The following is a 14769-nucleotide window of genomic DNA, read 5'->3' as shown; positions in this document are numbered from 1 at the left end:
TATAATTGACATGAAACTTGTGAAGAAAGGATTTTAAATGACAGAAAATAATAAGAAAAACCATGGGGCTGACTTGATTGTTGACAGCCTCATTAATCATGATGTCAAGTATGTATTTGGTATTCCGGGGGCTAAAATTGACCGCGTCTTTGATACCTTAGAAGATAAGGGGCCTGAGCTGATTGTGGCCCGCCACGAACAAAACGCTGCCTTTATGGCTCAGGGGATTGGACGGATTACCGGTGAACCCGGTGTCGTTATTGCCACCAGCGGTCCCGGTATCTCGAACCTAGCGACTGGTCTTGTGACAGCAACAGCAGAAGGAGACCCTATTTTGGCTATTGGCGGTCAGGTTAAGCGGGGAGATCTTTTAAAACGTGCTCACCAATCCATGAACAATGTTGCCATGCTGGAGCCGATTACCAAGTATTCAGCCGAAGTTCAGGATCCGCAAACACTGTCTGAAAATATTGCCAATGCTTACCGTCTGGCTAAAGCCGGCAAACCCGGAGCCAGCTTTCTTTCCATTCCTCAAGACGTGACAGACAGTCCTGTTTCTGTCAAAGCCATTAAACCTCTGACAGATCCTAAGCTCGGATCAGCGTCTGTTGCCGATATTAATTACTTGGCACAGGCCATTAAAAATGCTGTCCTGCCTGTCTTGCTTTTGGGAAATGGTGCATCAGCAGCGCCTGTCACAGCGTCTATTCGCCGGCTGCTGGGCGCTGTCAAGCTGCCGGTTGTTGAGACCTTCCAGGGTGCCGGTATTGTTTCACGTGACTTAGAAGATGATACGTTCTTTGGACGTGTCGGTCTGTTTCGCAACCAGCCGGGAGATATGCTGCTTAAACGTTCTGATTTGGTTATTGCTATTGGCTATGATCCGATTGAGTACGAAGCCCGGAACTGGAATGCTGAGATTTCAGCCCGCATTATCGTTATTGATGTAGCTCCTGCGGAGATTGATACCTACTTCCAGCCTGAACGCGAGCTGATCGGCGATATAGCAGAGACGCTTGATCTGCTCCTGCCTGCGGTCAACGGCTACGGGCTTCCGAATGGTTCAGTGGAATACCTTAAAGGTCTTCGCAACAATGTGGTAGAAGATGTCAAATTTGATAAGACACCAAAAGAAGGCCTTGTTCATCCGCTTGATGTGATTGATGTCCTGCAAAATCAGACCACCGATGATATGACTGTTACCGTTGATGTGGGCAGCCACTATATTTGGATGGCTCGTTATTTCAAGAGTTACGAAGCGCGTCATCTGCTCTTTTCAAACGGCATGCAGACCTTAGGGGTCGCTCTTCCTTGGGCGATTTCAGCAAGTCTTTTGCGGCCCAATACCAAAGTTATTTCTGTTTCGGGTGATGGCGGCTTTCTCTTTTCCGGTCAAGAACTGGAGACAGCTGTTCGTCTTAAGCTGCCTATCGTTCATATTATTTGGAATGACGGCAAATACAATATGGTTGAATTTCAGGAAGAGATGAAGTACGGCCGTTCATCGGGCGTTGATTTTGGGTCCGTTGATTTTGTCAAATATGCTGAAAGCTTTGGTGCCAAGGGCTACCGGGCTGACAGCAAGGAGCAGTTTGATGCTGTTTTGAAAACAGCTCTCAAAGAAGCCGAAAACGGCCCTGTACTCATTGACATTCCGATTGATTACAAGGATAATATTAAACTAGGTGAAACGATTTTACCAGATGAGTTTTACTAAAAAGGAGTTTGAAAATGGAAGCCAATAAATTGTTTCAATACAATACTCTGGGAGCCCTTATGGCAGGTCTTTACGGGGGTTCACTAACAGTAGGTGAGCTGCTGGAGTACGGTGATTTGGGTCTTGGGACACTTGATTCTATTGACGGAGAGCTTATTGTTCTGGATGGTAAAGCTTATCAGGCCAAAGGATCCGGAGACAAGCCCGAGGTTGTTGAAGTACCTGATGATATGAAAGTTCCCTATGCAGCGGTTATTCACCACCAAGCCGAGGTTATCTTTAAACAGCGCTTTGAAATGACTGACAAGGAATTGCAGGCGCGCATAGAATCTTATTATGATGGCGAAAATCTTTTCCGCTCGATTAAAATTCACGGAACTTTTGCCAAAATGCACGTGCGTATGATTCCGCGTTCGACATCAGACAAAAAATTTGCCGAAGTAGCAACCCATCAGCCCGAATACACGGCTGATAATATTACGGGTACCATTGTCGGTATCTGGACGCCGGAAATCTTTCACGGTGTCAGTGTAGCGGGTTACCACCTTCATTTCATTTCTGATGACCATACCTTTGGCGGTCATGTCATAGATTATGTGATAACAGAAGGTCAGGTTGAAGTAGGGGCAGTTGATCAGCTGGATCAGCGTTTTCCTGTTCAAGACCGCCAGTATCTTTTTGCGAAATTCAATGCCAAAGAAGTTCGCGGTGATATTGACAAGGCCGAATAAGTTATAAGCAAACAGCTGACAAAGGTTTAGATTAAGCCTTGTCTGCTCTGCTAAGCGCTGGGGCAGATTAAAACCGATTATAAAAAAGTGAGCTGCCGATTGGTAGCTCACTTTTTGTTTGACGTGTTTATGGCTGATTTTTAAATTTGAGCTTGCTGTAAAGGCCAAAGCCGATAATCCAAATCGTTGCACCAATAGCTCCGATGTAGGTTGAATCCTGCAAAAAGAGGGAAACAAAAACAAAGAGAAGAAAGAGTGTGGTGATAGGATTAGAAAGCTTATAAGCCGGCATCAGGTAGCCGTCCGCCATGAAATCACTGGATTGTCTGTATTTGTAGTGGGCAATCATAGTCAGGATATAAATTGCAATATAAACACCTGATGAGGACGCCGTAATCAGGGCGAAAGCATCTGATATTCCCGGAAGCACAGTGATGAAGGCTGAGATAGCAATGACAACTGCTGACATGATAATAGCTCTGCTTGGAACACCTGTCCGTGACAGGCGATTAGCCTTGAAATAACTTAGGACGGGGTTGGGCACTTCATTGGCCAGCTGGTAGAGATGCCGTCCTGTCGAATAAAGAGTGGAATTAAGCGCCGAAGCTGCTGAAGTCAAAACGACAAAATTGATTAAGGCAGCAGCCCATTTGATTCCGGCAAGTTTAAAGACCATGACAAAGGGCGATGCGTTAACCGGCAGAGCCCGCCATGGGAAGATAGCCATGATGGCAAGCAGGGCACCGATATAGAAGATAATAATCCGAACCGGAATTTCCTGAATAGCCTTAGGCAAAACCTTTCTGGGATTCTGTGTTTCTGAGGTTGTAATCCCGACAAATTCGATAGCCTGATAGGCAAAGAAGACCATTTGAAAGGCCATAAAGAATCTTGGCCAGCCTTTGGGGAAAAATTCGAAATGATCTGTGATATTAGCTAGACTGGCATGCCCCTGAGAGGTTTTAAAGTCAGTCAGTACCATGAAAATTCCGGTAGCAATCAAAGCCAAAATAGCAACGATTTTGATCATGGCAAACCAGAATTCTGTTTCTCCGAAAACTCTGACGGCAATCAAGTTGATAGATGACAGCAGTATCAAAAAGACAATCTGGATAATCCAAGCCGGCCATGTGGGGAACCAGTACTGAACATAGGTGGCAACAGCGGTAATTTCTGCCATGCCCAAAAAGATCAGTGACAGCCAGTAGGACCAGCCTGAAAAATGTCCCCAGTCCTTACCGACATACTTGGTAATAAAGTTAATAAAGGTGTGCTGGTCGGGGTCATAATAGAGCATCTCGCCGATAGCCCGCATCATCAGGAACATAAAAAAACCTGTAATCAGGTAAACGATGATGATCGATGGCCCGGTTAGGCTGATGGATCTTCCGGCTCCCAGAAAAAGTCCGGTTCCAATTGTTCCGGCGATAGCAATGAGCTGAACGTGGCGGTTCTGCAGACCGCGGACCATGCCGTTTTCCAGTTCTTTGGAACCCCGGCTGGTCTGTTTGGTATCTGATTGTTCTGACATAATTTCATCCTTTTCCATAATATCTTATTATTATAGTATTATTTTACAAAAAGCACAAATAAAGCTTAAAAAGAAGAGCGGCTTAACAGCAGAAAATAAGCGGGCGAGGGTGCAAACTTAACTGACAGAGCAAAGTTTAATCCCGCCTTTTTAGATTTTCATAGCCTTTATTTTATCTTCACGAGGAGTGACACGCAGGGTTTTTTGCCCTGTATAGGTGACAAAGCCCGGCTTAGCGCCGCTTGGTTTATTGAGCTTTTTGGCTTCAATCATATCCACCTGAACGAGGTTAGAAAGGCGTGCCTTAGAAAAATAGGCAGCTAATTCAGCGGCGTCCGTTTTAATTTCATCGCTAGGATTAAGATTATCCTTGATGAGGACGTGGCTGCCCGGAATATCTTTAGCGTGAAACCAGAGCTCACCTTTTTTGGCCATTTTAAAAGTCAGCTCATCATTTTGCAGATTATTTTTGCCTACCATGATGATGGTTTTACCGTCGGAAGCTAAATAGCGTTCCGGCTTTTTGCGCTTTTGAATTTTTTCCCTGTGGCGGCGTTTGACAAAGCCTGTTTCGACCAGTTCCTCTCGAATCTCGCTGATTTCAGAAAGGCTGGCTTGATTGAGGGCGTTGTCAACACTTTCTAAGTACTGGATAGTGGCTTTGGTCTCTTCAATTAATCCGCCCAGATGCTTGACGGCTTCTTTTAACTTTTGATATTTTTTAAAATAGCGCTGAGCATTCTGGCTGGGGGTCAGAGCCTTATCAAGTGCAATGGTCACTTTTTCACCTGTATAATAATTATCAAGCACCACCTGGTCTTGATTGTTGGGCACCTGATTTAGATAAGTTGTCAGCAGTTCTCCTTTTTGGCGGAAGTCCTCGGCCTTGTCGGTATCCTGCAGTTCTTTTTCTTGTTTTTTGAGTTTTTTCTTATTTTTTTCCAGTTCATTTTGAATGCGGTGAATCAAATCGCTGGCTTGCTGGGCAATGCGGTCGCGTTCAGCCTTGTCTTGGTAAAAATAATCCAGTAAATCAGAAAGGCCGGCAAATGTTTCCTGAGAGTTATTCCAGTTGACTGCTGAAAAGGATTTTTCCGTCAAAACAGGGCAGACCGGCAGGCTGAAAAACTGCTTAAACTGTTTCAGCCTGTCAGTATGCAAGCGCCTGCTTAATTCCTCAGCCGTATCACGCCCCAGTCCTTGAAAAAGTTTTTGCAGGCTGCGGGCCTCAAGATTCTGCGTCTGCAGGATTTCAAAGAGCTTTTCATCAGAGATGGTAAAGGGATTTTGCCCGCTCGTTTTTGGCGGTGCCAGATAGCTGGCGCCGGGGAGAATCGTCCGATAGCTGTTTTGGGAGAAACCGATATGCTTAATGGATTCAATGATTTTTCCTTCATTTTTATCAATCAAGATAATGTTGCTGTGCTTGCCCATAATCTCAGTAATGAGAGTAACCTTGATTTGATCTCCGATTTCATTTTTATTGGAGACGGTGATTTCGATGATTCGGTCATTATCAATCTGCTCGATCTGCTCAATCACTGCTCCCTGCAAGTACTTTCGCATAATCATAGTAAAAGTATTAGGATTTTGAGGATTTTGAAAATCCGTTTTCGTCACCTGAATCCGGCCGAAAACAGGGTGGGCCGAGAGCAACAGCTTATAATTTTGGCGATTATTGCGGACTGATAAAACCAGCTCATGTTCAAAAGGCTGATTAATCTTTTGAATCCGCCCCCCCAGGAGCTGTTCTTGTAATTCCAAGGTTAAATGGTGCAAAAAAAAGCCATCAAAGGACATGGTTTTTCCTCTTTTCTCTTAGTCTTTTCTATTATACCACACGAAAGCTCCAATGCATCTGCCAAGAGCAGGGAAAGCGTTTTTAAGCATATTGAAAAAAGCTGAAAATTGCAGTAAAATAAAGACAGGACTTATTTGAGGAGGAAACATGAAAAATAAACGTTTAATAGGGATTCTAGCAGCTCTGGCTCTGCTTGTTATCGGTATCCTTGTCTACCAGTCTCTCGGCAGGCAAAAACAAAAATCATCTCAATCAGATACTTTTAATGTTGGGGTGCTTCAGTATGTCAGTCACAATGCTCTGGATGAAATTTACCGGGGAATTAAAGACGGCATGAAAGAAGAAGGCTATTCCGGCAAAAAAATTAAAATTGATTTTATGAATGCTGAGGGAGATCAAAGCAAGGTTCAAACCATGAGCCAAACGCTGGTTAACCATAAAAATGATGTTCTGATCGGCATTGCAACGCCGGCAGCACAGGGATTAGCCAGTGCTACAAAGGATATCCCGATTGTTATGGGAGCTGTGACAGATCCGGTCGGTGCTAAGCTGGTTAAAAACCTTAAAAAACCAGACGGCAATGTCACGGGCGTGTCTGACAAGACGCCGATTAAAGCACAGGTTGATTTAGTAAAGACCTTGACACCAAAAGTTAAAACGATCGGTGTCATCTATTCAAGCAGCGAGGATAATTCTAAATCTCAGGTTGCAGAATTTAAGAAAACGGCAGAGAAAAAAGGCTACAAGGTACTTGAGTATGCCGTCCCTTCAACCAATGAAATTGCAACAACCATGAATGTTATGCTGGAAAAAGCAGATGCTGTCTGGATTCCGCTGGACAATACCATTGCCAGTGCCTTTCCGACGGTAGTGTCAGCCGCCAAGGCAGCAAAGAAACCTGTTTATCCAAGCGTTGATACCATGGTCAATGAAGGCGGCCTTGCTTCAGTTGTGGTCGATCAGTATGAGCTTGGTGTTGCTACCGGCAAGATGGCAGTCAAATTATTTGAAGGGGAAAAAGTCTCAGAACTACCTGTTAATATATTTGACAAGGGAACCCCTGTTGTCAATAAAAAAGTAGCTAAAGAACTGGGCGTAACGATTCCTTCTGACGTGCTTAAAAAGGCAAAAAATAAGTAAGTCAAGTCTACTCAAAAACAGATTTTCTTGATTAAGGGAGGAGACAAAGTCAAACATTCACAAATGACTTTTGTCCCCCTCCTTTTTTTGTGTTAAAATAGAAGATATTTATAAAAGAAGGATAGAAGATGTTACTTTCAACCATTTCACAAGGTTTTCTTTGGTCTATTTTAGGCTTAGGAATTTTTATGACCTTTCGGATTTTAGATTTTCCGGATATGACGACCGAAGGCTCCTTTCCCTTGGGCGGTGCCGTAGCGGTGACACTGATTACACAGGGAACTAATGCTTTGTTAGCCACTGTAATTGCTGCTTTGGCGGGCTGTCTGGCAGGCTTGGTAACGGGTCTCCTTTATACAAAAGGAAAGATTCCTACTCTTTTGTCGGGGATTTTGGTCATGACCTCCTGCCATTCCATCATGCTGATGATTATGGGACGTGCTAATCTGGGCTTGCTCAATGCCAGAAAATTACAAGATCTGCTGCCGTTTTCCGGCAGTGTCAACCTGCTTGTTCTGGGGCTTATCTTTGTCATTTTGGCAGTCGGCAGTATGATTTTCTTTTTGAATACCCGTCTGGGACAGGCCTATATTGCGACTGGTGACAATCATGACATGGCACAGAGTTTTGGGATCAATACCGATAAGATGGAGCTGATGGGCTTGGTCTTGTCTAACGGTCTGATTGCTCTGGCTGGGGCTCTTATCAGCCAGCAGGACGGTTATGCTGATGTTTCCAAAGGTATCGGCGTTATTGTCATTGGTTTAGCCAGCATCATTATCGGAGAGGTGCTCTTTTCAACAAGTCTGACCCTGCTGGAGCGCTTGATAGCTATTGTTGTCGGTTCTGTTCTTTACCAATTTTTAATTTTGGCAGTTATTTCTCTAGGCTTCAAAACCAACTATCTCAAGCTCTTTAGTGCGGTAGTGCTGGCTGTCTGCCTGATGATTCCGGAATTAAAAAAGAAATTTTTTAAAGGAGTGAAGCTATCCCGATGACTAAAAAAATTGTTGAATTAAAAAATGCCACGGTTAAAGTAAATAATGGTTTTGATGACTATAAAACAATTCTTGATGATGTCAGCCTTGATATTTATGAGCATGACTTTTTGACCATTCTTGGCGGTAACGGAGCTGGTAAATCCACGCTCTTTAATGTTCTTGCAGGGACGCTCAAACTGACCAGCGGCAGCCTTTCGATCATGGGAGAGGATATGACCGCCTATCCGGCTCAAAAACGTGCCAAATACCTATCGAGGGTCTTTCAAGACCCTAAAATGGGAACAGCGCCGAGGATGACTGTCGCTGAAAATCTTTTGATTGCTAAGTACCGAGGGGAGCGGCGCAGCCTTGTTTCGCGAAATATCCACGCTCATAAAAAGGAATTTCAAGCAGTTATTGATAAAATCGGCAACGGTCTGGAAAAGCATTTGGAAACACCGGCAGGCCTCCTTTCAGGAGGACAAAGGCAGGCTCTGAGCCTGCTGATGGCGATGATTAAGCGGCCTGAATTGCTGCTGCTTGATGAACATACGGCTGCTCTTGATCCCAAAACCAGCGTGGCTTTGATGGAGCTGACCGAAGAGTTTGTCAGCCGTGATCATCTGACTGCTCTCATGATTACCCACCGTATGGAAGACGCTCTCAAATACGGCAACCGGCTGCTGGTCATGAAGGAAGGCCGCATTATTCAGGATCTGTCCGCTGAAGAAAAGGCTGAAATGGACATTTCTGACTACTATGGCCTGTTTGAATAAATTGAAAAATACGCTAAAAAGTTGTATACTACTCGTGTATGCAATTTTTTAATTGCCCGCAGTAATTCGACTTGCCAGTCTGTGCACGAACGCAGGCGGCAGGGACCGTTTGTATGAAAATAAAGATAGTGAAAAATGACAAAAAGTCACCTGACTGCAGTTATCTAAAAACACTATGAAAACATAAGGAGAACTAATGACTGACATTAAAATTATGGCCCTGGGAGGAGTTCGGGAAAATGGGAAGAACTTCTATCTGGCAGAGGTCAATGATTCTATTTTTGTTCTGGATGCCGGACTGAAATATCCGGAGAATGAACAGCTGGGTGTCGATGTGGTAATACCCAATTTGGATTATCTGATCGAAAATAAAAAACGGGTGCAGGGGATCTTTCTGACACACGGACATGCTGACGCAATCGGCGCCCTGCCTTATCTCTTAGCCGATGTTAAGGCACCGGTTTTCGGATCGGAGCTGACGATTGAACTGGCTAAGCTGGTTGTCAAAAATAACGATGCTACCAAGAAATTTCACAACTTTCATGTGGTTGATGCCGAGACTGAAATTGAATTTAGCGATGCTTTGATTTCTTTCTTTAAAACCACTCACTCCATCCCTGAAAGCTTAGGAATCGTTGTGGGGACTAAGGAAGGCAGCATTGTCTATACTGGTGATTTCAAATTTGACCAAGCAGCAAGCAAACTTTATCAAACGGATTTAGCCCGTATTGCTGAAATCGGACGTGACGGTGTTCTGGCACTGTTATCGGATTCTGCCAATGCTGACAGCAATGTTCAAATTGCCAGTGAAGCAGAAGTGGGTGTTGAGATGGAGCAGGTTATCTCCAACTGGGAAGGACGCATTATTGTTGCGGCAGTGGCCTCTAACCTTTTGCGTATCCAGCAGGTTTTTGATTCTGCTGCTAATAATGGCCGCCGTGTCGTTCTGACTGGTTTTGATGTTGAAAATATTGTCCGTACGGCTATTCGTCTTAAAAAGCTCTCGGTCGTGGATGAAAAGCTCATTGTTAAGCCGAAAGACATGCACAAGTTTGAAGATCATGAGCTGATTATTTTAGAAACGGGCCGGATGAGCGAGCCTTTGAACGGTCTGAGAAAGATGGCTGTCGGCCGCCACCGCTATGTAGAAATTAAAGACGGGGATTTGGTATACATTGTGACAACGCCGACTATTTCTAAAGAAGCCGTTGTCGCTCAGGTTGAAAATCTGATTTATAAGGCGGGCGGCAATGTCAGACTGATTACGCAGGATCTCCGAGTATCAGGACATGCCAATGGCCGTGACCTTCAGCTGATGATCAATCTTCTTAAGCCCAAGTATCTTTTCCCGATTCAGGGAGAATATCGAGAATTGGCGGCTCATGCTGATTTGGCACTTGAAATCGGCATGTTCCCAGAAAATATTTATATCATGAAGCGCGGAGACATCATGGTTTACGGCAAAGATGGCTTTGTTCATGAAGGAGCTGTGCCTGCAGGAGATGTTATGATTGATGGCAATGCGATTGGTGACGTGGGTAATATTGTCATGCGTGACCGCAAGGTTCTGTCAGAAGACGGTATCTTTATTGTCGCATTGACCGTCAATAAGAAAGAAAAGAAGATTATTTCCAAGGCAAAAATTAATACTCGCGGCTTTGTTTATGTTAAAAAGAGCCGGGATATTCTGCGTGAAAGTGCTGATATTGTTAATAACGCTGTCGAGAATTATCTGGCTCAGGACAGTTTTGACTGGAGTGAGTTAAAGTCTCTTGTCCGTGATGAAGTCGGCAAATTCTTGTTTGATCAGACCAAGCGCCGTCCGGCAATTTTACCGGTTGTTATGGAAGTCAGGTAAAATATAAAAAAGAAGTGTCCAAATCGCTCGCTTTTTAGGTGAGGATTTCGGACGCTTCTTTTTATTACTTATCTGTAAAATAATAATCATAATGACGGCTGCAGCCAGGGTTGAAAGCGTGCCCGCAATATGGACAGGCATTCTTTCCTTTATACTCTTCAATAGTTAATTCCCTTTGACAGGCACCGCAAAAAACGACCTTGTCTTCTTTTAGATGCTCTGGATAGGGTACAAAATCATGCTCTTCATGACGGTTGTGGCACTTAAAACAAGGATAGTATTTCTGACAGGCAGAGCATTTAAGAGCCACAATATCTGTTGCGCCATGGTAGTCAGTACATCTTGTTTCCTTATCCATTACATCGCCGTAAATTATAACCATGTTTCTTTCCTGCCTTTCTTCTTAAGTTTATCAAAAGAACTTAAATTATGCTATAATGAGGGAAATAAATGGGGGAGAAATTGATTTATGGCCTTTTTTCAAATAGAATATCAATCACAAAGCTTAGATATGGTCCGTCATGTCAATGTTATTTATCCGGATGCTGCAGAAATCAAAGAACAGTATGTTAATGATACCGATATTCCTGTGCTCTATCTCTTGCATGGCATGGGAGGCAATGAGAATTCCTGGCAGAAGCGCACAGCTATTGAACGCCTGCTGAGAAAGACAAATTTAATTGTCATCATGCCATCAACGGATTTAGCTTGGTATACCAACACTGCTTACGGCCTTAATTATTATGACATGATTGCCAAGGAACTGCCGGAAGTGATGCAGCGCTTTTTCCCCAATATGACAAAAAAACGCGAAAAAACCTTTATTGCAGGTCTTTCTATGGGTGGTTACGGTGCTTATAAAATCGCTCTTTCCACGGATCGCTTTTCCCATGCAGCGTCGTTTTCAGGCGCGCTTGGCATCGGTATTGACGGAAAAAGTTTAACCGAAGCTACAGAAGGTTCGCCAAGTTATTGGCAGGGCATCTTTGGTGATTTGCAAGGGGAAGAGCTGCAGGAGCATTTGTTGACCACACTGGCAAAACAATCAGATAAAAAGACAAAATTTTATGCTTGGTGCGGTTATGAAGATTTTCTCTATCCAGCCAATGAAATAGCTGTTAAAAAGTTAAGAGAACTGGGGCTTGATATTGACTATCGTACGGATCACGGCCGGCATGAATGGTATTATTGGGAAAAACAGCTGGATTTTCTTTTGGAATGGCTTCCGATTGATTATCAAAAAGAAGAACGTTTGTCTTAGCCGTATGGCAGAGCCTCTTTTTTACAGACCTTGACATGTTATTTGTAAGAGGTTACAATAAAAGGTATAAATGGAAAGTGAGGAACTTATTTATGAAAAAGAAACTCATCCTTATTTTAGGAACATTTGCTGCGGTCTTGCTTGCAGCCCTGTTGGTTCAAGGAACAGCCAGCGCCAAGTCATCCAATACAAGAGCTGTCTATTATCAAATGTTTAAAGAAGGCAGTGCAGATGTTCGGCTGACTTACTATCATAGAAAAGGAAGCGACCGCGTCACTAAACAGGTGACACAAAACACGATAACCTATGCAGCTCTTAAGGTAGATGATGCAGAAGCAGCCAAGGAAAAGCTTTCTGACGAAGCAGAAAAATACCAAGGTATTACAGGTGTCAAAGAAAGCATCGACTATAAAGATACCTATTTGGTAGAAAAAGTCAGTGTTGACTATAACAAAGCTGATCTTGATGAGTTGGCAGAAAAACTGCCGGAAATAGATCTTGACACACCTTCAGGCAAAAGAGCAGCTTATATTAGTTTAAAGAAAAGTGAAAAATTGCTTAAGAAACAAGGATATACCAAAGTTAAAAAAGGACAGTTTCAAAAACTGAACCTTGAGTAGAAGTTATGTAAAGCGAGACAGCTGACTGTCTCGTTTTTCTTTTTTTACAAATCTGTGATGAGGGAAAAAATCCTTGCTTTTTATGCGCATGCCTGCTATACTTAAATTCAATTTGAAAGTTTTGGGTCTTTTCTAACAAAAAACGAAAGGACATCTCCCCATGAAAACAATCGTTAAGATTTTATTTTTTATTCCTAGGTTAATTTTCAGCCTGATTTGGAGTCTTCTTCGAACGGCAATTATCCTAGCAGTCATTGGATTAGCCTTTTTCTATTTCACCAGCAGCAACAAAGCTGACTTTGGAGCTGCCGTTTCTAATCAGCTTAATAGGTTTTCAACCTTTTTTAGCAGTGATTTCAACCTTCGAGATACCATGTCCAAATTATCTACTGATAACTATGAGCATGAAGGAGGCAGCCGCTGGGCTGAGAATAAGGCTTCGGTCTATATAGCTTCAACTGATGAGACTTTTATTAAAGCTTATCAAACAGCTCTTGCTAATTGGAATGCAACAGGAAGTTTTACTTTTACTATTGTCTCTAATAAAGACTCAGCAGATATTATAGCAACTGATTACACAGATGCTGCTTCTCAGGCTGCCGGTCTGGCCGAATCTGAAACAAATGCTGTTACTAACCGTATCAGCCATGTTGATGTCAAGCTCAATCGCTACTATCTCTTAAATAAGGATTATGGCTACAGTTTTGAGAGAATAGTCCACACGGCAGAGCACGAATTGGGCCATGCAATCGGTCTTAGTCACGATGATAATGAGACCTCGGTAATGGCTTCATCAGGTTCTTATCACGGTATTCAGGATGTTGATGTTGCAGCTGTCAAGAAGCTCTATGCTAATTAAATGTGAGACGGTTTAAGTAATATAATATCTCTATCATATTCATTTAATATTGTTGTTATCTATGAAATAGTAGCAATTGTCAGATTTTGTCATTTTTAGTATCTCATTAGAGAAATATGATGTTCTGCTTAAAGCCGGTTGAAGGTTAGTAAAACAAGGATTTTAAATAATTGAAGACTCTTATTTAATAAGGGTCTTTTTTAATATAATCATAAAATAAAGGAAAACTTTTTTAAAAAATTCAAAGCTATTTGTCTTGAATTTGTAATAAAATAGTGATATTATGACAAAGATGTATCATTTTAGTATACATTAATTTAAAATTATCATAAAGAGGAAACATGAAAAAAATTAAAGTTATGCTTGTTTTCGGTACAAGACCGGAGGCCATTAAGATGGCTCCTTTAATCAGGTCTTTGAAGCAGCAGACCGATCGCTTTGATGCAGTAACAGTGGTGACTGCCCAGCATCGGCAGATGCTTGATCAGGTACTGGAAACATTTCACATTGACCCTGATTATGATTTGAACATTATGAGTAGGCAGCAGACCTTGTCAACGATTACAACCAATGTGATCAACAAACTTGACCAAGTCTTAAAGAGTGAAAAGCCTGATGTTATCTTAGTGCATGGTGACACGACCACAACTCTTGCAGCCAGTATCTCTGCTTTTTACAATCAAATCAAAATTGGTCATGTTGAAGCAGGCCTCAGGACATGGGATAAGTACTCCCCGTTTCCTGAAGAGGTCAACCGTCAGGTAACTGATGTGGTATCGGACCTTTACTTTGCACCGACGAATCAAAGCCGGGACAACCTGTTAAAAGAGAATCATCCTGCTGAGCAGATCTTTGTCACTGGGAACACTGCTATTGATGCGCTGTCTCTGACTGTGAAAGAGGACTACCATCACAAGGTGCTTGATGCCATTAATCCCGATAATCGGATTATTCTAGTCACTATGCATCGCCGTGAAAATCAAGGTGAACCCATGCGCAGAGTGTTTAAAACGATGAGATCTGTTCTGGCTGACTATCCTGATGTCGAAATTGTTTATCCGGTTCATCTCAGTCCTTCTGTGCAGGAAGCAGCCAAAGAGATTTTGGCAGATGCTGAACGCGTTCATCTGATTGAACCGCTCGATGTTGTGGATTTTCATAATCTGGCTAACAAGAGCTATTTCATTATGTCTGATTCCGGCGGTGTTCAAGAGGAAGCTCCTTCACTGGGTAAGCCTGTTTTAGTACTGCGGGATACGACCGAACGTCCGGAAGGCGTAGCTGCCGGGACTTTGAAACTGGTAGGTACCCAAGAAGATGCTGTGAGAAGTGCTATGACAGACTTGCTGGATAATAAAGAGGCCTATGATCAAATGGCTCAGACCAAAAACCCTTACGGGGACGGTCAGGCTTCTGAACGCATTTTAGACGCTATTTCTTATTACTTTAACGGCGGCGAGCGGCCGGAAGATTTTGGAATGGGGGAATGAGTTCA

General features: G+C 43.0%; 13 protein-coding genes. 10 read left to right on the top strand and 3 right to left on the bottom strand.

Annotated elements, in window-relative coordinates; translation table 11 throughout:
- Positions 1–37: 37 nt before the first annotated feature.
- Together alsS and budA are read left to right on the top strand one after the other, a co-directional pair.
- Complete coding sequence (gene alsS, locus G573_RS0110525; RefSeq protein ID WP_027976695.1) at positions 38–1717, top strand: acetolactate synthase AlsS; 1680 nt, start codon at positions 38–40, stop codon at positions 1715–1717.
- 14 nt (positions 1718–1731) lie between these two features.
- Positions 1732–2448 (top strand): acetolactate decarboxylase, encoded by a 717-nt coding sequence (budA, locus tag G573_RS0110520; RefSeq protein ID WP_027976694.1) that lies wholly within the window; start codon positions 1732–1734, stop codon positions 2446–2448.
- Between the two features lie 127 nt (positions 2449–2575).
- Here the strand turns inward: budA and G573_RS0110515 are convergent, their stop codons facing one another.
- Together G573_RS0110515 and G573_RS0110510 are read right to left on the bottom strand one after the other, a co-directional pair.
- Positions 2576–3979 (bottom strand): amino acid permease, encoded by a 1404-nt coding sequence (locus G573_RS0110515; protein ID WP_027976693.1) that lies wholly within the window; start codon positions 3977–3979, stop codon positions 2576–2578.
- Positions 3980–4129: 150 nt separating this feature from the next.
- A complete protein-coding gene (locus G573_RS0110510) occupies positions 4130–5779 on the bottom strand; it encodes an Rqc2 family fibronectin-binding protein (protein WP_027976692.1) in 1650 nt (549 codons plus the stop codon).
- Between the two features lie 148 nt (positions 5780–5927).
- Between G573_RS0110510 and trpX the strand changes: the two genes are divergently transcribed.
- From trpX to G573_RS0110490, 4 genes are all read left to right on the top strand, one after another.
- Positions 5928–6920, top strand: coding sequence for a tryptophan ABC transporter substrate-binding protein (trpX, locus tag G573_RS0110505; protein ID WP_027976691.1), 993 nt, complete (start codon positions 5928–5930; stop codon positions 6918–6920).
- A gap of 128 nt (positions 6921–7048) precedes the next feature.
- Positions 7049–7918, top strand: a complete 870-nt coding sequence (locus G573_RS0110500) for an ABC transporter permease (RefSeq protein WP_027976690.1) — start codon at positions 7049–7051, stop codon at positions 7916–7918.
- Positions 7915–8676 carry an ABC transporter ATP-binding protein gene (locus G573_RS0110495; protein WP_027976689.1) on the top strand — a complete coding sequence of 254 codons (762 nt, stop codon included), beginning with the start codon at positions 7915–7917 and terminating at the stop codon, positions 8674–8676. Before G573_RS0110500 ends, G573_RS0110495 begins: the two co-directional genes overlap by 4 nt.
- A gap of 196 nt (positions 8677–8872) precedes the next feature.
- Positions 8873–10534, top strand: a complete 1662-nt coding sequence (locus G573_RS0110490; RefSeq protein ID WP_027976688.1) for a ribonuclease J — start codon at positions 8873–8875, stop codon at positions 10532–10534.
- 64 nt (positions 10535–10598) lie between these two features.
- Here the strand turns inward: G573_RS0110490 and G573_RS0110485 are convergent, their stop codons facing one another.
- Entirely contained in the window at positions 10599–10916 is a 318-nt protein-coding gene (locus tag G573_RS0110485; RefSeq protein ID WP_027976687.1) for a CHY zinc finger protein, read from the bottom strand.
- Positions 10917–11003: 87 nt separating this feature from the next.
- On the opposite strand from G573_RS0110485, the gene G573_RS0110480 reads away from it, so the two are divergent.
- The 4 genes from G573_RS0110480 (at position 11004) to wecB (ending at position 14764) form a co-directional block, all read left to right on the top strand.
- Complete coding sequence (locus G573_RS0110480) at positions 11004–11795, top strand: alpha/beta hydrolase (protein WP_027976686.1); 792 nt, start codon at positions 11004–11006, stop codon at positions 11793–11795.
- Positions 11796–11887: 92 nt separating this feature from the next.
- Positions 11888–12415: a DUF1307 domain-containing protein gene (locus G573_RS0110475; RefSeq protein WP_027976685.1), complete on the top strand. Its 528-nt coding sequence runs from the start codon at positions 11888–11890 to the stop codon at positions 12413–12415.
- Between the two features lie 160 nt (positions 12416–12575).
- On the top strand, positions 12576–13274 hold the full coding sequence (locus G573_RS0110470; protein ID WP_027976684.1) for a M57 family metalloprotease: 699 nt from the start codon (positions 12576–12578) through the stop codon (positions 13272–13274).
- Between the two features lie 341 nt (positions 13275–13615).
- Positions 13616–14764, top strand: coding sequence for a non-hydrolyzing UDP-N-acetylglucosamine 2-epimerase (wecB, locus tag G573_RS0110465; RefSeq protein ID WP_027976683.1), 1149 nt, complete (start codon positions 13616–13618; stop codon positions 14762–14764).
- Positions 14765–14769: the final 5 nt, after the last annotated feature.

The organism is Streptococcus devriesei DSM 19639 (assembly GCF_000423725.1).
GTDB classification, from domain to species: Bacteria; Bacillota; Bacilli; order Lactobacillales; family Streptococcaceae; genus Streptococcus; species Streptococcus devriesei.
The sequence above is the reverse complement of the archived record's forward strand: the minus strand, read 5'-3'. Positions and strand labels throughout refer to the sequence as shown.

Bases quoted from the DNA above. Each gene is read 5' to 3' on its own strand.
- alsS (WP_027976695.1), top strand. From the start codon at position 38: ATGACAGAAAATAATAAGAAAAACCATGGGGCTGACTTGATTGTTGAC.
- budA (WP_027976694.1), top strand. From the start codon at position 1,732: ATGGAAGCCAATAAATTGTTTCAATACAATACTCTGGGAGCCCTTATG.
- G573_RS0110515 (WP_027976693.1), bottom strand. From the start codon at position 3,979: ATGTCAGAACAATCAGATACCAAACAGACCAGCCGGGGTTCCAAAGAA.
- G573_RS0110510 (WP_027976692.1), bottom strand. From the start codon at position 5,779: ATGTCCTTTGATGGCTTTTTTTTGCACCATTTAACCTTGGAATTACAA.
- trpX (WP_027976691.1), top strand. From the start codon at position 5,928: ATGAAAAATAAACGTTTAATAGGGATTCTAGCAGCTCTGGCTCTGCTT.
- G573_RS0110500 (WP_027976690.1), top strand. From the start codon at position 7,049: ATGTTACTTTCAACCATTTCACAAGGTTTTCTTTGGTCTATTTTAGGC.
- G573_RS0110495 (WP_027976689.1), top strand. From the start codon at position 7,915: ATGACTAAAAAAATTGTTGAATTAAAAAATGCCACGGTTAAAGTAAAT.
- G573_RS0110490 (WP_027976688.1), top strand. From the start codon at position 8,873: ATGACTGACATTAAAATTATGGCCCTGGGAGGAGTTCGGGAAAATGGG.
- G573_RS0110485 (WP_027976687.1), bottom strand. From the start codon at position 10,916: ATGGTTATAATTTACGGCGATGTAATGGATAAGGAAACAAGATGTACT.
- G573_RS0110480 (WP_027976686.1), top strand. From the start codon at position 11,004: ATGGCCTTTTTTCAAATAGAATATCAATCACAAAGCTTAGATATGGTC.
- G573_RS0110475 (WP_027976685.1), top strand. From the start codon at position 11,888: ATGAAAAAGAAACTCATCCTTATTTTAGGAACATTTGCTGCGGTCTTG.
- G573_RS0110470 (WP_027976684.1), top strand. From the start codon at position 12,576: ATGAAAACAATCGTTAAGATTTTATTTTTTATTCCTAGGTTAATTTTC.
- wecB (WP_027976683.1), top strand. From the start codon at position 13,616: ATGAAAAAAATTAAAGTTATGCTTGTTTTCGGTACAAGACCGGAGGCC.